Origin of the sequence: Psychrobacter immobilis, assembly GCF_003148585.1 — a bacterium.
Taxonomy (GTDB): domain Bacteria; phylum Pseudomonadota; class Gammaproteobacteria; order Pseudomonadales; family Moraxellaceae; genus Psychrobacter; species Psychrobacter immobilis.
Window position 1 is genome coordinate 219,569 of sequence record NZ_QGGM01000002.1, and the last position, 18,424, is coordinate 237,992.

Consider the following 18,424-nt stretch of genomic DNA (forward strand, 5'->3'; position numbering starts at 1 on the left):
TAATGGATAAGTTGACATTAGCGCCCCTCAAAATCAATACGAGGATCAATCAAGTGATAACTCAAATCACTGATTAACTGTAATAACAGTCCGACCAAGGTAAAAATAAACAATGTACCAAATATCACCGGATAATCGCGCTGCTGAATGGCTTCAAAACCTAACAACCCCAAACCATCAAGTTTAAAAATAATCTCGATTAAGAAGTTTCCGGCAAAGAAAATGCCAACGATAGCCGCTGGAATACCTGCAATAATAATCAGCATGGCATTACGAAACACATGTCCGTATAGCACTTGACGCTCAGCCAAGCCTTTGGCACGAGCAGTAAGTACATATTGCTTACCCAGCTCTTCTAAAAAGCTAAACTTAGTCAGATAGGTCAAACCCGCAAAACCGCCAATCGTACTTGCCAGCAGTGGTAGCGCCAAATGCCAAAAGTAATCTTTGATTTTACCCAGCGCGCTTAATTGATCGAAGTTCTCAGAGGTCAAGCCTTGCAGTGGAAAGATATTCCAGTAGCTACCACCGGCAAAGAACACCAGTAATATAACGGCAAATACGAAAACGGGTATTGCATGCCCGATAGCCAGTAGCATGGCAGTAACTTTATCAATCCCCGAGCCATGATGCATGGCTTTATAGATACCTAGTGGAATCGCTATCATATAAATTAGCAACGTGCTCCAGAGCCCAAGCGAGATAGAAACGGGTAATTTCTCGATAATCAAATCCGTTACCGACTGTCCTTTAAAAAAAGACTCACCGAAATCTAGCTGAGCGTAATTCTTTAACATGAGCCAAAAGCGCTCAGGTGCCGATTTATCAAAGCCGTATTGGGCATTAATCGCTGCAACCATTTCCTCAGATAAGCCACGCGTACCTTGATAGGTACTGTTATTTCCCGCACTACCCGCGCCAATATTACCGCCAAGCGCATTGTCTTTTTCCCCTTGCTCAATAAGCGCCAACTGCTGCTCGACAGGACCACCAGGCGCTGCTTGTACAATCACAAAGTTTGCGAGCAATATCAAAAAAAGCGTCGGTAATATCAGCAGTAACCTTTTTAAGATATAACGACCCATAACGGTGGCTTCCTAAGATAATAAATATGACGGCAGAAATAATACGCAGCTAATAACTATCAAAACGTCAGTCGAAGCGCCCGTTATAGTTTAAAAGCTATTTTTAAGCTCACGTAACGCAGCAAATACAGCCAAAGATTTATCATCATCGATAGTTGCTTTAGACTTCACCCCTGCTATCACACTCGGCTCTTGCGTCCGCAAAAACACATTGACTGCGCGCTCATGTTCTAGAGAGACTGGCAACGTCGGAATACCTTGGGTGGTTTTTTCTTCTGCTTGAACCAGAGTTTGCTGCATTGCGTCATTAGTAGGTTCAATAGATAGTCCAAAGCGCAGATTACTGGCAGTGTATTCATGCGCAGGATATAGTAGCGTCTCAGCTGGCAAACCATTTAAACGCTTAAAGCTGTTGTGTAATTGCTCAATCGTCCCCGTAAATACCCGTCCGCATCCAGCACTAAATAAGGTATCACCGCAAAAACAATGCTTCTGTCCATCGATATCTAAAATATACGCCACGTGGCTTGCGGTATGACCGGACACATCCCATACTTGTGCTGCACAGCCCCACGCACTGACGGTACTGCCATCTTTGATGGTTTGGTCTTCATCGACATTATGCTCAGTATGCGCAACCAGATGCGTCATCGGATAAGACTCTTGCAGTTCTGCGACACCGCCGATATGGTCATGATGATGATGAGTCGTCCAGATAGACGTCAGCTCTAATTTATTTTCTTCCAAATAACTCATGACAGGCTCAGCTTGACCAGGATCAATAACGATCGCCTGTTTATTATTTTCATTAATCAATGTCCAAATATAATTGTCATTGAACGCTTTGATTGGGTGAATGCGGATAGTCATATTAAATCCTTACCAGTAGTTATCTTTATTGCTGATGTCTTTTATTGATTTTTTTAAACGAAATAAAATTTTAAGATGCAGCATTATTTCATTTATTGTTCTAAATTATTGCTTCAAGTATTGGTTAACACGTGCTTCTGCTTCTTTATCAGTCCACCAGTAGTCAATACCGATGGCATTAGAGGGCAGTTTTTCAGTATGACGATATTGATCCCAATAGGCGACATTGGTCGCTGATTTGCCGTATAAGGGCACTAAATAATGACCAGCACGTAGTAGACGATCGAGCACCTGAGTATATAAAACAATCTCATCACGGTTTTGAGCATTGCCCAATTTTTCTATGACCGTATCAATGGCTGGGTTTTTAATACCAATAGTGTTTCTATTGCCCGCTTGGTCAGCGGCTGAGCTACCCCAAAAGCCAACTTGTTCCGCACCAGGGGATAAACTCTGAGCAAATACATCGACCACCATATCATAATCGAAACGGCGTACCCGCTCATAATATTGTGGCCCATCGACTTGACGTAACGTGGCATCAAAGCCCAAGCGCTTTAGATTTCGAATATATGGCAGCAGCACCCGACCCATGGTTTCGCCTGTCATCAACATCTCAATCCGAGCAAGCTGCCCATTGGGCTGATATAACTTCATATCTTGATAATAAAACCCAGCATCTAATAACAGCTGGCGTGCCTCTAACAACCCTTGACGATTAAAACCACTACCGTCACTGGTTGGCAATTGCCACTCGGCTAATACCGCCTGACGTTGCAGCGGCTCAAGCTTAGGTATTAAAGGCGTAAGCACCCGCATTTCTTCAGCAGACGGCATCCCTGTTGCGGCAAGCTCAGAGCCATGAAAGAAACTTTGTAAGCGTTCATACTGCCCATGAAACAAGGTCTTATTCATCCACTCAAAGTCGTAAGCCTTGCTCAGTGCTTGACGAACGCGAATATCTTGAAAGATGGGACGTCGCATATTCATGACCAGACCTTGCATTGGTACTGGGTTTTCGCTGCTTATGGTTTCTTTATTAATCATCCCTGCCTTGACGGCTGGGAAGTTATAACCCGTTGCCCAGTTCGACGCTTTGTTCTCAGGGCGAAAACGATATTGACCAGACTTAAAACCTTCGAAGGCAATCTCATCGCTTTGATAATAAACAAACTTAATCATATCGAAGTTATAACGACCGCGATTGACCATCAAATCACGACCCCAATAATTGGGATCACGTACATAGCTGACCGAGCGCCCTGCATCGACACGTCCTAACTTATAAGGTCCACTGCCCATCAATGGCGTCAACGTTATTTTTTCAAAATCCGTATCGATTGAGGACTTAGCAAAAATAGGAAACTGTCCGACGGTTAATAAAATCTCTTTATTGTCATCAGAGGCAAAGATAAACTTCACTTGTTGGTCATTAATAATCTGAATATCTTTAATATCACCCAAATAGCTGCGAATATACATCGGACCTTTATTTAACAGTGCATCATAAGTCGCTTTGACGTCACTACTGGTGACCGGCGTGCCATCCCAAAAGCGCGCAGCAGGATTAATATGGTAAATAATCCAACTAGTATCGTCGGGATCATAAGTTACTTTGGTTGCCAGCTGCGGATACATGGTAAAGGCCTCATTTAATGAGCCAGTCATCAAGGTGTCATAGAGATAATCGGTGCCAACCATCGCCACACCTGTGGTCATCCATTTATTGGCCGCGTTAAAAGTACCACGCGCATCCAGTGAAAGCGTACCACCTTTGGGCGCCTTTGGGTTGGCATAAGGCATAAAGGGCACATCGATATACTCAGTGGTACTATTATGACCAAGCGCAGTAGTGGTGATTGGCACCGCAATACTGGCTGGTATCCAGCTAATAGTAATGGCAAGCAAGACGGCTTTTAGCATGGTATTTTTTAGCATCATAAAGTTATAACAAACCCCTTTGCCAGACCGAATGAATATATTGAACATTTAACCAGTGACTAAAGGCTAATGACCGCTTATGAAATAAAATCTAAAAAAATATGTCGTATCTGACGTATCGTAAGTGCTGCAGAATTTTATCATAACAAACTTAGGTTTTTTAACCTAATGATTTGCAGCGTTAGAGTTGCTACATGATGCATCATTTATCTTAAAAGAATACTAACGCGTATAAAAAAAGACGCAACTTTTATAAGCTGCGTCTTTTGTTTTAAAATCCATGCTAATTTATGCGTGTTTTTTCTCAAACGCAATCATAAAGTCAACCAACTGCTGCACCCAATCTAATGACACTGCATTGTAAATGCTGGCACGCATACCGCCCACATCGCGGTGACCTTTTAGATTCATCAAGCCTGCCGCTTCCGACTCTTCTAAGAATACTTTATCAAGGCTGCTGTCGGCTAAGGTAAAAGGCACATTCATGATAGAGCGATATTTGGGATCAACTGGATTGCTATAAAAGCTGCTATCATCAATCGTTTTATAGAGTAAATCAGCTTTTTGTTGGTTGGTTTTTCCAATAGCAGCAACGCCGCCCTGCTCCTCTAACCAATCAAACACTAGTCCTGCTAAATACCAAGAATACGTCGCTGGTGTGTTTGACATGGATTCTTTTTCAGCTTGGTGCTCATAGTTCATCAGCAGTGGGCACCATTCACTCGCTTGACCCAATAGGTCTTCACGGATAATCACGATAATCAGACCTGCTGGCCCGATATTTTTTTGCGCACCTGCGTAAATCATGCCAAATTTAGAAACATCAATGGGCTGTGACAAAATACAAGAAGACATATCGACTACAATTGGTGCATCGACTTGTGGCGGCTCAAATATTTGCAAACCATGAATGGTTTCGTTAGCGCAGTAATGAAAATAGGCGGCATCTTCGCTCAGGTTCCATTCGCTTTGGGCTGGTACGTCAGTAAAGCTACTGTCTTTACCCGTTGCGACCTGATTCACTTCACCAAGACCAAGCTTTTCATAGCGCTGGGCTTCTTTGACCGCTTTACCAGACCATGCACCCGTCGTTAGATAGTCTGCGCGCCCACCATTTAGCAAGTTTAATGGAATCGCTGAAAACTGTAAGCTAGCGCCACCTTGTAAAAATAGAACTTTATAGTTATCTGGAATGTCCATTAGCGAGCGCAATTTGGCTTCGGCTTTTTCGGTAATGGCGATGTATTCTTTACTACGGTGACTCACTTCCATAACCGACATGCCGCGTCCCTGCCAATCAAGCAACTCTTCTTGAGCGCGTGATAATACGGCCGTCGGTATGGTGGCAGGTCCCGCTGAAAAATTGGGTACGCGGTTAGGAGCGGCTTTAGTGGTCATAATCAATATCCTAAATATGATGAAGTCATCGTGGTTATTAAAGGTTGAATGTTGAAGGTGAATTTTATCGTTATTTTTTAATCTCTATCATAGTAAGTGGTAAGCCTTTAACTGTGACTCGATAACTGCTCCCAAAGCTGACGTTTGAGATTACTATCAGTAAGCATCTCATCCAACGTGGGTGCAGTCGTCAGGTTAGGATGTTCCAAACCTTCAGGAAGTGCGGTCAATGTCACTACCTGTATCTCTTCGCTGCGACCAATTTTAAAGACATATCCAGCAAGGCTGGCATTAGCAAGCTCAGCGGTATCCATACCTTCACAAATAGGGAATGAGGTCGTCTCACAACTGATGGATAAGGCTTGGGTGATATTTTGCCACAGTTTTTGGCTGTCATGATTAAGGGCTTGGATGTCCACCAAAATCACCCAATCGCCATAGCAACCACCTTGTAAATCAAAGGGTGCTACCTTTTTAAAGCTTTCCTCTTGAAAGCCCTCTTCTTTAAAACTGCCATTTCCAAAGCTCGAAGCGTCATTTATATCAGCAATAGAAGTTTGCTGTACAACAGTATCTACAAAGGAGGTAACGGCTGGCTTAGATATATTAAGGGCATTAGGAGTAGTCGAGTCAAAACTATAAGTAACAGGGCTTTGCTGGTCAGAATGGTGTAAACCTATCTCATTAGCATCATCATAATAGTGATTAGCAGACTCATCATCCACTATACCTGATAGCGAATCAGCAGATGCTGAATGCGACACCCCAACGCTTATATCTTCACCATTGAGAGACTTAACACTTGGCTGTTCAAGGGTCGCAGCAGCAGGAATAGAGGCCGTGCTGGTATTAACGATAGTCGAGTTAGTGGTAGCCAGAGTAGGCGCGGAAATATCTGCGATACTCAGGATTTCAGAGCCCGGCTGCACCCACTGAGTGATACCCATCATCGCTAAAATCTGGCGCTGCTGCATACGATGCTGCAATACAATTAGCGGGTCTTGGATATCACTCATGCTTATTTACTATCCTACTTATCTAAAATGGATTTACAGGCTTTTAATGTCAAAAACAATATTAAAGAGCGATGTTAAAAAAAAGGATTAAAAATATAGTCGATTCAATTTAAAAAAGAATACTTAAATGCCGTCAATGACATTGTTCAAAAAATCTGCCGAACGCCGAACCAATGATTGGCAAGCTCGGTCAAGCAATCATACTCATCTTGACTGACTATCGTATCGTGTAACATCACCGTATGCAATGTGCTCAGCCATTGCCGGTAATCATTGTAATCATAAGGCTTATTATTAATCACATTATAATCTATTTGATCGCCGCCCTGTTGCCTCTGTCTATAATTATCATTACCTTTGGCTTCTGATGCAGGCGACTGACTGGCAGGCGCTATAAAAATAGACACCACTTCTATCACTGCCAATAATTGGAGACTATTTATATTTTGCACAGTCAATAGTAGCCATTGCAAATTTGCGTCACTAACAGCGGCTAAATCAATATCAATCAAACGTGCATGACGCCGCAAATCCACAATATAGTGAGCAACACTTTCATTATTATAACTGAGTACTGAAATGTGTACTGAGCTATCTAGTGCTGATACGATTTGACCCTTGACATCTTTTGATAGGCGATAAGCCAATAAAACAAGCATGGTTTTCGCCGCAACATCGAGACCATCAAATACCTGTCCTGAAGGGTCAAGCTGGTCATAAATATCATCTCTACCCGCTTGCAATGCTTGCTGCCATAACCATAATAGCTGAGGCTGAGCATGCACGTGTGTCTCGTTCAATATAGTAGACAATATCAGTAATAGTTGCTGCAACTGTAGCGCTTGCCATAATGATAAAATCGATGGCAACCGAGAGTCGATTGTTACTGAGTGCGTTGATACTGGCTTAGTTTTATCCATAGCACCATCTTCACTGGCTATGTTATCAGCGAAGTGTTGACTTAAATCCGCCGTTAGATAGTGTTCAAATAGCTCAATGATACCCTGTTGATAGCGCATCAGCAGTGTACGACACTTTTTTTGCTGCACATAATGTTGATGATCTTGATTGCTATGACTCGCTTCATATCTTAAGCGTGATTCATTGATAGCAGTTTCTGACAGGTCATGCTGACTCAATTGCTTTATTGCCAATGCAATCAATGCGTTGTCTAAACGCCTATCAAGATGTGCCACTGCCGCTAATAATTTATGATCTATCGTATGCGCTAAAAACTGGAGGTGGCTGCTAATATTATCGCTAGCGTTATTATTGATTTCAGCAGCAGACGTTTTATCGTTAGCAAGTCCAAGCCAGATATCACTCAAATCATAACTCTCAGTCGTTGATAATATGCGACCTTGATGGCACAACATAACAGCTTCAATCAAAGCTTGCGCCCCGAGCGGGTGATAACTGTGATTGAGTATATACTGCGGCAGTGAAACTTTTTGTCTATCGTCGATACCAATCAATGTATCCGATGGCAAATCGCTATCAGGTTTTGCTTGCCATGGCTTGAGCAACTGATAAATACCGGTATTTTGCGCTTGAACTTGTAAACGTCCTGCAACAACGACATCTTTCTCGATAACAAACTCTAGACCCTTATCTTCGTCCAAATCATTCTTTATTTCATTTGCAGGAAAAGTAGTAATTTCTTTGTCTATAACATCATTGCTGTTATTAGTAAGGCGGCTTTTATCGTCATCGTCATCGTCATCGCTTTCATTGTTATGTAACGCTGATTGAGTTTCAAATACTGATGATTGGCTATTTTTTTCTTGTTTATTTTTGCTTAGGCTATTTGCTTTTATGACGCCCCAATCCCCTAATCGCCGCTGCTCATATATCTCTTTTATTTTCTGTTGATTTATGTGCTTTTCTTTAGCCACTTTTACCGCAAAATCATGATAAGCGTGGGCATTAATGGCACTCATTCGCTCAGCCAAGCTCGGATGGGTGGCAAACCAAGAGACGTCACCCAAATCAGCACCACTACTGGCAAAGAAGAAATGACTAAGACCATTGATATCGGCGATACTGGTTAAGCGCGAACCAAGCGAATCTTGATGAATGGCTTGTAAGGTTTCCATAATAGCCGGCGAGCGTGTCAGCTGCACGCTGGTCGCATCGGCAAGCAATTCACGCTGGCGATTAAAGCTGTGTTTAATCAGTTGCGCACTGGCCATACTCGAAAAACTCAATCCATGTATTAACAACGTCCAAATATTGCGCGGTGCTTGACTATCGAACTTATTATTATTTTGTAGCCATCGTGACTGGCTCTTAGCTGACGACTGCTGGCTTTGTGATTGACTTTGCCAATAGCTTACCCATTCACTATGGGTGGTAAAATTGGCGGTTTGAGCTTCAGTGCTACGCGCGTGGCTATCGACGGCTCTTTGTGACAGTCGATTGACCGCATCATCAAAATAATTATTATGGCTATTCTGATGACTTCGTTGATTACCAGTGCCAAAATTATTAATAGAATCACTCCAGTCATAGAGTAATTGCAAGCCTGCCAGCACCACCATCAGTTGCAAATTAAACGTCGCATCACCATGCAAGATATGACCATATTCATGCCCTATCAGCCCATATAACCCCTCATCGGACAGCTTATCAAGCGCGCCTTGAGTGACGACCAACACCATATCTTGACTATGACGACCAGCAACGAAGCCGTTAATACCTTGCTCATTAGGCAGTATATAGAGAATCGGCATACGTACACCAGAAGCAATGGCTAGCTGCTGGGTAATCTCGTAGTAACGACGGTAGACAGGCGGGAAATCTCGCTCATCACGCACGGCGATATGGTGGGTGCTGAAACGAACCTTTGGTATAGTCTCATGCTGATGGGCAACCCCTTGACTATGCTCCCACGCATCTTGGCTGTGGTCGATAAACAGCCGAACCCCGCCCACACGCTGAGCAATAGCGCGACCACCCGCTTCTAAACGTCTGTACTCTAAAAAACTACCGATCACAAAGCTACCGATTGTCCAGATAGCAACCAGTATTAACACCCAATGATAAATGCCACCAGTAAATATCGTTAGCAGCAGCGCCATGATACCTAGCGCTACTGCCAGATGAGCAAAAACAATGAGAAAAAATAGCCCATAGAGCAATAGACTTCGCTGGGTACGGGTGCGTTGTTCACCAAAAAAATCCATTTATATGCCTGACTTAAAAATAGCTAAACGCATCTGAACATATGAATATAATTCAATATCAGCCCATATTGACGACAGGTGCTTGAGCGATCACCTTTCTTTCTTCAAAAACTAGCGGGCTTAACGGGCGAAAGCCAAAAGTCGTACTAATAAGATTGTTGGGAAATACCTCGCGGTCATTGTTGTAGAACATCACGCTGTCATTATAGTGCTGACGGGCGAAGCCAATGCGGTTCTCAGTATTGGTCAGCTCATCCATCAACTCTTTAATCATGCTGTCCGCCTTTAGCTCAGGGTAAGCTTCCACAACCGCTGAAAACTGCCCTAACGCTTTAGACAGCATACTCTCAGCTTTGGCAAATAGCGCCATATGCTCAAGCGAGTCTGGCTGATGTGTATTGGAGTCTTGCAAGCTCTGGGCATGATTACGTGCACTAATCACACGGGTCAGCGTCTCTTCTTCATGCGTTAGATAGCGTTTAGCAGTTTCAACCAAATTTGGAATCAAATCATGACGGCGCTTCAGTTGTACATCTATTTGAGCAAAACCATTTTTCGCTTGATTGCGAGCGCGTACCAATTTATTAAATATAGATACTCCAAACACAATCACTAGTAGCACGAAGGCAATGAACAACCAAACAAACATCTTCATAAGAAAACCCTAAAGTGTCCAGAATGTTAATAAAAGTTAATACATTGTATTTTAACCCATCTTAATCAATCAAAGGTCAAAATCGGACAAAAAAAGGTCGAAAAAAAGCCCTTTACAATGAAGGACTTAATAAATCAAACGAGCATTTCTGATTAAATATCAAAACAGGTATCAAATTTTAGGCAAAAAAAAGCGACTCCAAAAGCAAATCCTCGGCACACACTGTGACTATTACCGTTGCTACCTTCCGGTCCTGGCGGGGTTCATAGAACAATGTTGCGAGGCTACCAATGGAGCCACCAGTTGCAAATTATACAAGAATTTTTAAATATTACAACCCCTATCGTAAAACTCTTTCTATGACCTCAAAACGCCCTGTAACTTAGGTGACAAAATTCTCACAGCAAGCCTGTTAAATTTTGCTATTTTAGTTGAGGAAGCTGAGCATACTCGGTATCAACTAATAACTAAAATGGACAGCTTCTCATATAAAGGCGAGTCTTACCTATGGTATGGCTCACCTAAATACTATTGTTATAACTCACTCAGGAGATCATTGTGAAAACTACTCTACTTAATAAAGCTGCTCTAACGACTGGTACTGCATTTTTACTCACAGCCATGATGGGTAGCGCGCATGCAGAACCAACAGGCTACGATCAGCTTACTTTTCAAACAGAAGTAAAAGAAGAAATCCAGAATGATGAAGTACGAGCCAGCTTATATAAAAAAGCGCAGGCAACGGATTCTAAAACTCTAGCGACAACGCTCAACACCTCAATTAATAATGCCATGAAAATTGCTAAGCGCTATCCAACGGTTACCGTGAGCACCGGACAACAGCGCACCTACCCTCGCTATGATAAAAATGACAAAATCATTGGCTGGACAGGACAAGCAAACATCGATTTAAAGAGCACCGACTTTGCAGCAACCAGCCAACTCATCGCTGACCTACAAGAAACGTTGGTGATGGACAATCTGAACTTTGGTGTCTCAGATACCAAGAAGGATGCGCTTGAGCAAAAGCTGATGACCAATGCGTCTCGTGCTTTTCAGCAACAAGCTAAAAACCTAACACGCGCTTGGGATGCTCGTGGCTATCGTGTGGTCAATGTGAATCTAAATACAGGTAGCAACTACCCACGTCCGATGTATAGTGCTATGAGCATGAAAGCAGGCGCGGCCGACGAGTCAGTACCTAGCCAAAGTTTTGAATCTGGCAATAGTACTATCTCAGTGACTGCTAATGGTACGATTGAATTGACTAAATAAGCTATAAGTACATAGAATTAATAAATATCCTTATAAACATAAAGGCAAGCGCTGCAATCAGCGCTTGCCTTTATGTTTATAAGGAAGAAATCAACTTATAAAGTTACTCTACTTTGTATAAGTTCTTATGTTTATCCATGATTGAAACATTGCCTACAAGTTAATTTATCACCGGTTGCTCAAGCGTCATAGGTTTGTCCACTATAGGCTTAGTAAATGATTGCATATTCGGTTGTTTGCCCTCTTGACGCATTTTTAACAGTACTTTTTGATACCAAGGTAGATTTTGATAAGCTAAAAGCTGTTGCGCGATTTTCTTATTGTTTTGCAATGTTGTATTGTTTTGAATCACATAAACCGTACGCTCTACTTGTTTGAGTGTTTGACCTTTCTCATTTTTTAACACGGCTTTTATCTTGTGCGATCCTGGCAAAACATCTACCGTTGCAATCGATGCGCTAAGACCTTGCGCGACTTCATTACCATCCAAATAAATACTAACGCTATCACCTGCTTGTAAGTTCGGCTTCACTTGCACATTGATATCAATGCTTTGGGCTGGGCGACGATATGCACGCTCTGCGCTTGGTTCAGTAATAGCAAGCTGATAAGTGACGGCTGGTTTGGCGACAGGGCTATTTTTGGCAGCCGTATTTTGCGTAGTCGTATTAACATTACTAGAAGGAGGTTGACTACTCATGTTATCACTGTTACTTGAGCTGACGCGACTTTCTTTCGTCGTGACACCCGTCTGGCTGATTTTTTTACCTGCCTGCTGCTCATAATTTTGCGGGCGATCGGTAAAGGTGACTTGGCCTGTTTTTTCGTCAATAACTTTATAAATAGGCGCAGCATTTGCCAAAGGGGCATAGAGAGTTGCCATACCAATCATCGTAGCAGCAATCAGTGCCAACCCTAACTTACTGTTTGAAAAAACCGGTTTTGATAATGAAGTCATAGTCAGTCAACCTAATGAGTACCTAATATTATGAATATCTATTATGCGATACTTTGGGTGTTAAATCAGTAATAATTTCAAAGAGGACAGATCCGTTGATTTAGCAAATTATTATTGAGACGTAAAAAAAACCAGCTAAGAATAACTTAGCTGGTTTTTATGACTCAAAATAACTGAGTGCTTTAGCGACTAATTAGCAGCTGTAGTATAAGTCAAACTCAACGGGATGCACGGTTACATTGACACGTTGCACTTCTTCTTCTTTCAAAGCGATGAACGCCTCTAACATGTCTTCAGTGAATACATCACCTTTTAACAAGAACTCATGATCATCACGCAAGGCTTGTAATGCAACTTCTAAGCTCTCCGCAACAGTTGGGATGAGTGCTTCTTCTTCTGGTGGTAAGTCATACAAGTTTTTGTCAGCCGCTTCACCTGGATGTATTTTATTTTGAATACCATCAAGACCTGCCATTAGTAACGCTGCAAACGTTAAGTATGGGTTGGCCGCTGGATCAGGGAAACGTGCTTCAACACGTACCGCTTTTGGGCTGCTAACATGTGGAATACGGATAGACGCTGAGCGGTTAGACGCTGAGTATGCAAGTTTGATAGGCGCTTCATAATGCGGTACTAGGCGCTTATAGCTATTAGTCGATGGGTTGGTAATCGCATTCAACGCACGCGCATGCTTGATGATACCACCGATGAAATACAGTGCAGATTCAGAAAGACCCGCATACTCATCACCTGAGAAAGTATTAACACCATCTTTAGAGATTGACATATGCACGTGCATGCCTGAACCGTTGTCACCAACGATTGGTTTTGGCATAAAGGTAGCCGTTTTACCAAACTGATGCGCAACATTATGCACAACATACTTTAGCTGCTGTACTTCATCGGCTTTTTTGACTAACGTATTAAAAGCGACACCAATTTCTGACTGGCAAGGCGCAACTTCATGGTGATGAACTTCGACACAGCCTTCGCCGATGATTTCTTCTAAACGCTCACACATAACAGAGCGCATGTCTTGCGAGCTATCGATTGGTGGTACTGGGAAGTAAGCGCCTTTAACACGTGGACGATGTCCCATGTTGCCCCATTCATAGTCATTGTTAGTCGACCATGCCGCTTCTTCGGCTGTGATCTTATGGCTAACGCCAGACATATCAATTGACCATTTCACATCATCAAATATAAAGAACTCAGGCTCAGGACCAAAATAAGCAGTATCACCAATGCCCGTTGACTTTAAGTACTCTTCGGCGCGGCGCGCAATAGAACGTGGGTCACGATCATAACCTTGTAGCGTTGATGGCTCGATAATATCGCAAGTAACAACTACGGTAAGTGAATCAAAGAACGGGTCAAGAAAAGCCGTCTCTGGATCAGGACGCAAGATCATATCTGACGCTTCGATACCTTTCCAACCAGCGATAGATGAGCCATCAAACATTTTGCCGTCTTCCATCACTTCTTCGTCAACGCTATGCGCTGGGAAGCTGATATGTTGCTCTTTACCACGTGTATCAGTGAAGCGAAAATCAACCCATTTAGCATTAGAGGATTGGATAAGATCTAGTAGTTTGTTCGACATAAATAGTCTCCGTTGTGTTGATTAGGTTATTGCGATTTAAAATTATAGGTACAATCTGTTGGTTAAAAATCTCTGGTTTGATAACAGTCAGCGCTGCGTTTAGAGCTAAATATCCTGTTTAATATTATGCTTATTCTCAGCACTGTCAATATTATTAGTCAAGATAGTCATCTGAGTTATGCGCTTAATAAGACCCGCCAGTGTTTTGGTTCGATATTATTCTAACAACATATCACTCATTATGCTGAACTCTTCAGGCACTTGTTAATAATAATTATTGAACCACTTTATCACCAAAGATAATCATAACAGTAATAATGCAAAGGCTATGCCAGTTTTTTATAACGCTGAAAATATAGAGGATAAAAGGATAGTTATTAATAATAATTACAGCAACTTATAATATTTTTGAAACTATTTCAGCAATAGATTTATCGGCAGTGGTGTCATACAAATTATTTATCCAGAGTCATTAATAACGCATTTATGCACTAAATTAGTGCATATTTAGTGCGTAAATAAAAAATCATGTACTTTTTTAGTGCGTTTGAGATGTTAACGAATGTCACCCAATAAGCAAAATAGATTGTTATTCACCACTTATTTGGGTCGCCTGCACCCTACATTTGATACTCTACAAAATAGTGGTAAGATAACGGCGTTATATAACCATCTCCATAAGTAGAACTCAATAAGTAGAACGCTAATGATTCTGATGATCGATAATTACGACAGCTTTACGTACAATATTGTACAGTACTTCGGTGAATTACAGCAGGACATCACCGTCTGGCGTAACGATCAAACCACTATTGAAAATATTAGAACCCTTGCGCCAGATGCGATCGTCATTGGCCCCGGTCCCTGCGATCCCGATCAGGCTGGTATCTCTCTAGAAGCTATCAAGACTTTTCAGGGCGTGATACCGATACTAGGTATTTGCCTAGGACATCAGGCAATTGGACAAGCATTTGGTGGACAAGTGGTCAAGGCTGGTGAAGTCATGCACGGTCGCTTATCCGCCGTTTATCATACTGACCAAGGTGTCTTTGAAGGCTTGCCTAATCCCGTACAAGTCACGCGCTATCATTCGCTTGTCATTGATAAAACCAGCCTGCCCAATTGTCTTGAGCTGACCGCATGGACACAAAACAGTGATGGCAGTATTGAAGAAATCATGGGTATCCGTCATAAAACATTTGCGATAGAAGGGGTACAATTCCATCCTGAGTCTATCTTAAGCGAAGCAGGTTATCAGCTGCTCAACAATTTTTTGCAAACGCATCATTTGTCAGTCCTAACCTCAGATGAACTACCACAAGTCGGCTAACAGCTTATTAAAGCATGTTCTAAAAAGGGCGTTAATAACAAAATTAAAATAAAACCTATTCTATTGATAATTTAAGATTAACGTATAAAAATATTAAGAGAGATCATAATGAGTACGACAAAAACAAATGAAAGCCCTACCCCAACTAACATTGCTCAACTGTCTGATGAAGACACACATACGCTACTGACGACGGCTTTGGGGCGAATTTTTCAGCACATTGATTTAACCTTTGATGAGATGTATCAGGTGATGCTGATTATCATGCAAGGCAGATGTAGCGACGCCATGATGGGTGCTATTTTGACTGGTCTGCGTATGAAAGGTGAGTCCATCGATGAGATTACTGCCTCTGCCAGTGCAATGCGTGCGTTAGCAGCCAATATCGAACCACGGGGCTGTGATTACTTAGTCGATATCGTCGGAACTGGCGGTGATGGTGCAAATTTATTTAATGTCTCTACTGCATCAGCATTGGTTGCCGCCGCCGCTGGTGCGCAAGTGGCCAAACATGGTAACCGCGGCGTCTCTACCAACTCTGGCAGCTCAGACTTGCTTGAGCAAGCAGGTATCAGTCTGGCGCTTACCCCTGAGCAATCTAAAGAATGTATCGAAAACCAAGGTATCGGCTTTTTGTTTGCGCCCAATCATCACAGTGCGATGCGTTATGCCAATCCAGTACGCCGCGAGCTCAAAGCGCGTACCATCTTTAATATTTTAGGGCCATTAACCAACCCTGCTGGCACACCCAATCTGGTAATCGGTGTCTTTACCGCTCAGCTGTGCGAGCCTATCGCTAAAGTCATGAAAAACTTAGGCGCACGTCATGTCATGGTTGTGGGCGCAAAAGACGGTTTGGATGAAATCAGTCTCGCTACCTCAACCACTGTCGCTGAATTAAAAGATGGTGAGATATCTGTTTATGAGATGATGCCAGAAGATGCAGGTATTGAGTCACAAACCCTTATCGGTCTCGATGTAGATTCTCCAGCGCAAAGTCTTGAGCTGATTCGCGCGGCTCTATCAGGAGAAAACTCTCAAGACCGTGCTGTACTTAAAGCACGTGATATGATTGCACTAAATGCAGGCGCGGCCATATATACCGCAGGACTTGCCAGCAACTATGCTAATGGTGTAAGCCGGGCACAAAAAGTCATTCAGAATGGTGATGCTCTACTCAAGCTTGAGTCTCTCGCCACATACACGCAGCAATTGGTGACTCCTGCTTAACGGCTAAGCACCATTACTGTGCACTCTAGCTATTTTGTCTATTTACATTTAACGATATTCGGATACCCGCATGACTCATACAGAAACCAAGACAGATATTCCTTCCGTATTGCAACGCATTGTCGCCACTAAAGTGGAAGAAGTAAACGCCGCTTGCAAGGTATTATCTCTTGAGGAATTACAAGCACAAGTCGCGGCGGATAACAAACCACGTCGTGGCTTTGCGGCGGCGCTGCGGGCGGCTAGCACTAAAGAGCATGGTATTGGTATCATCGCTGAGATTAAAAAAGCCTCTCCTTCTAAGGGCGTTATCAATCACAACTTCGCGCCTGCCCTATTTGCCAAGCAATACGAGCAAGCAGGTGCCAGCTGTCTGTCTGTATTGACTGATCGCGATTATTTCCAAGGTGATGATAGCTATCTTATTCAAGCAGCTAATGCGGTAAGCCTACCGATACTGCGTAAAGATTTTATGATAGATGTGTACCAGATCTATCAATCTTATCTGATGGGAGCTGACTGTATTCTACTCATTATGGCATGCCTTGACGATATCCAAGTACAAGAGCTGCATGCGCTAAGTATCGAATTGGGTATGGATGTATTGATAGAAGTCCATACTAAAGCCGAACTTGAACGTGCGCTACAGCTACCGCGCTCAGCACATAATATTTACGGCATTAATAATCGTGATTTGAATACTTTCGATGTCGACTTGCAAACCACGCTTGATCTAAAAAATATTTTAATCGACGCACTGGCAGCTGATATGGATAGCACGCTTAAACCGCTTATCATCACCGAAAGTGGCATTCATAATAGCGCTGATATTCGTTTGATGTTAGATAATGACATTCAGCACTTTTTAATCGGTGAACAGTTCATGAAGACTGACCATCCTGGACAAGCGTTACAATCCTTACTTGCGGGCGTCGCAGCAGACGGGTAAAGTGGCTTAAGTCTATTGAACAGTTTAAATCAATCAATCATTCATTCATTCATCAACCAACGATACGTTAACTTCTATGTCAAACTCTCTATTTTCAAAAGAAATGCAAGACCAGCTCAAAGAGCTAAAAGGCCAACTTAGCAAAGGTCGCGATACCAATTCGCCTGAAGATGAAAACCAAAAGCCTACTGAGCCTGTATCATTGCCCACGCAAAAGCAAGTAAACAAGACCGTCAAGCAAATGGCTAGCGAGCATATTGACGATGACAAAGTTCTGTTTATGCAAGCAATGCATGGCGTCAATCAGCTTGAAGACAAAAACGTACGCTCACCTGCCAATGCTAGCAAAGCGGGCAAGCCTGATGCGACCACCTTGTCTAAACGTGCTGCTGCGCAAGGTAGTGAAGCGAGTGATTTGGGAGCTGGCTTGTCAGATATGCAAGCACTACTCAACCCTGTCGCTGCTGAGGCCTATTTATCTTACAAACAGCCGACTTTGCAGAATAAAATCTTTGATCAGCTTAAAAAAGGCAAGCTACGTTGGTATGACGCCGTAGATATTCATGGTTGTACCATCGAAGAGGCGCGCGTGGCAATGACTCAACTCCTAAGCCAAGCAAAACAGAAAAACGAGACTATGGTAAAAATCGTTCATGGTAAAGGCAGTGAAGCCATTTTAAAAACGTGCGTTAATGGTTGGCTGCGTCAACTACCAGAAGTATTGGCATTTTGCTCTGCACCGCCAAAAGATGGTGGTAATGGTGCGGTATTGGTACTGCTCAAAAAATCTAAAGCTGATGGTGAATAGTTTTTAGTGTTAGAGTTAGTATGAAGAATCAAAAGGACTGCTTATTGGCAGTCCTTTTTGTTATGCTCATAAAATCATTATTTAATCTTTATCGACTATAGCCCCTATATTTAACATCTAG

The 18,424-nt window shown here is 42.5% G+C and carries 14 protein-coding genes and 1 other RNA gene; 5 read left to right on the forward strand and 10 right to left on the reverse strand.

Going from position 1 to position 18,424, the window contains the following annotated elements; genetic code table 11:
* Positions 1-17: 17 nt before the first annotated feature.
* From C8D84_RS02865 to ffs, 8 genes are all read right to left on the reverse strand, one after another.
* The gene (locus C8D84_RS02865; protein ID WP_109589893.1) at positions 18-1,085 is read right to left on the reverse strand and encodes a microcin C ABC transporter permease YejB; all 1,068 of its coding nucleotides are present in this window, start codon (positions 1,083-1,085) and stop codon (positions 18-20) included.
* A gap of 90 nt (positions 1,086-1,175) precedes the next feature.
* Positions 1,176-1,955, reverse strand: a complete 780-nt coding sequence (gloB, locus tag C8D84_RS02870) for a hydroxyacylglutathione hydrolase (RefSeq protein ID WP_109589895.1) — start codon at positions 1,953-1,955, stop codon at positions 1,176-1,178.
* 105 nt (positions 1,956-2,060) lie between these two features.
* The gene (locus C8D84_RS02875) at positions 2,061-3,893 is read right to left on the reverse strand and encodes an extracellular solute-binding protein (RefSeq protein WP_109590081.1); all 1,833 of its coding nucleotides are present in this window, start codon (positions 3,891-3,893) and stop codon (positions 2,061-2,063) included.
* A 291-nt stretch (positions 3,894-4,184) separates the two neighbouring features.
* Positions 4,185-5,294, reverse strand: a complete 1,110-nt coding sequence (serC, locus tag C8D84_RS02880) for a 3-phosphoserine/phosphohydroxythreonine transaminase (protein ID WP_109589897.1) — start codon at positions 5,292-5,294, stop codon at positions 4,185-4,187.
* Between the two features lie 107 nt (positions 5,295-5,401).
* Positions 5,402-6,310, reverse strand: coding sequence for a DNA polymerase III subunit psi (locus tag C8D84_RS02885; RefSeq protein WP_109589899.1), 909 nt, complete (start codon positions 6,308-6,310; stop codon positions 5,402-5,404).
* 146 nt (positions 6,311-6,456) lie between these two features.
* Positions 6,457-9,495, reverse strand: coding sequence for a M48 family metalloprotease (locus tag C8D84_RS02890; protein WP_109589901.1), 3,039 nt, complete (start codon positions 9,493-9,495; stop codon positions 6,457-6,459).
* A 58-nt stretch (positions 9,496-9,553) separates the two neighbouring features.
* Positions 9,554-10,150 carry a LemA family protein gene (locus tag C8D84_RS02895; RefSeq protein WP_109589903.1) on the reverse strand — a complete coding sequence of 199 codons (597 nt, stop codon included), beginning with the start codon at positions 10,148-10,150 and terminating at the stop codon, positions 9,554-9,556.
* Between the two features lie 196 nt (positions 10,151-10,346).
* Positions 10,347-10,443, reverse strand: an RNA gene (gene ffs, locus C8D84_RS02900) — signal recognition particle sRNA small type.
* A gap of 328 nt (positions 10,444-10,771) precedes the next feature.
* On the opposite strand from ffs, the gene C8D84_RS02905 reads away from it, so the two are divergent.
* Positions 10,772-11,425 (forward strand): SIMPL domain-containing protein, encoded by a 654-nt coding sequence (locus C8D84_RS02905; protein ID WP_372862538.1) that lies wholly within the window; start codon positions 10,772-10,774, stop codon positions 11,423-11,425.
* 160 nt (positions 11,426-11,585) lie between these two features.
* Here the strand turns inward: C8D84_RS02905 and C8D84_RS02910 are convergent, their stop codons facing one another.
* Positions 11,586-12,383, reverse strand: coding sequence for a DUF4124 domain-containing protein (locus C8D84_RS02910; RefSeq protein WP_109589905.1), 798 nt, complete (start codon positions 12,381-12,383; stop codon positions 11,586-11,588).
* 193 nt (positions 12,384-12,576) lie between these two features.
* Positions 12,577-13,986 (reverse strand): type I glutamate--ammonia ligase, encoded by a 1,410-nt coding sequence (gene glnA, locus C8D84_RS02915; protein WP_055124883.1) that lies wholly within the window; start codon positions 13,984-13,986, stop codon positions 12,577-12,579.
* A gap of 706 nt (positions 13,987-14,692) precedes the next feature.
* Between glnA and C8D84_RS02920 the strand changes: the two genes are divergently transcribed.
* The 4 genes from C8D84_RS02920 to C8D84_RS02935 all read left to right on the forward strand — a co-directional run bounded on the left by C8D84_RS02920 (position 14,693) and on the right by C8D84_RS02935 (position 18,303).
* Positions 14,693-15,316: an anthranilate synthase component II gene (locus C8D84_RS02920; RefSeq protein WP_109589907.1), complete on the forward strand. Its 624-nt coding sequence runs from the start codon at positions 14,693-14,695 to the stop codon at positions 15,314-15,316.
* A gap of 108 nt (positions 15,317-15,424) precedes the next feature.
* The gene (gene trpD, locus C8D84_RS02925) at positions 15,425-16,546 is read left to right on the forward strand and encodes an anthranilate phosphoribosyltransferase (RefSeq protein WP_109589909.1); all 1,122 of its coding nucleotides are present in this window, start codon (positions 15,425-15,427) and stop codon (positions 16,544-16,546) included.
* A 70-nt stretch (positions 16,547-16,616) separates the two neighbouring features.
* Positions 16,617-17,495 carry an indole-3-glycerol phosphate synthase TrpC gene (gene trpC, locus C8D84_RS02930; protein ID WP_109589911.1) on the forward strand — a complete coding sequence of 293 codons (879 nt, stop codon included), beginning with the start codon at positions 16,617-16,619 and terminating at the stop codon, positions 17,493-17,495.
* A gap of 76 nt (positions 17,496-17,571) precedes the next feature.
* Complete coding sequence (locus C8D84_RS02935) at positions 17,572-18,303, forward strand: Smr/MutS family protein (RefSeq protein ID WP_055124887.1); 732 nt, start codon at positions 17,572-17,574, stop codon at positions 18,301-18,303.
* Positions 18,304-18,424 lie beyond the last annotated feature (121 nt).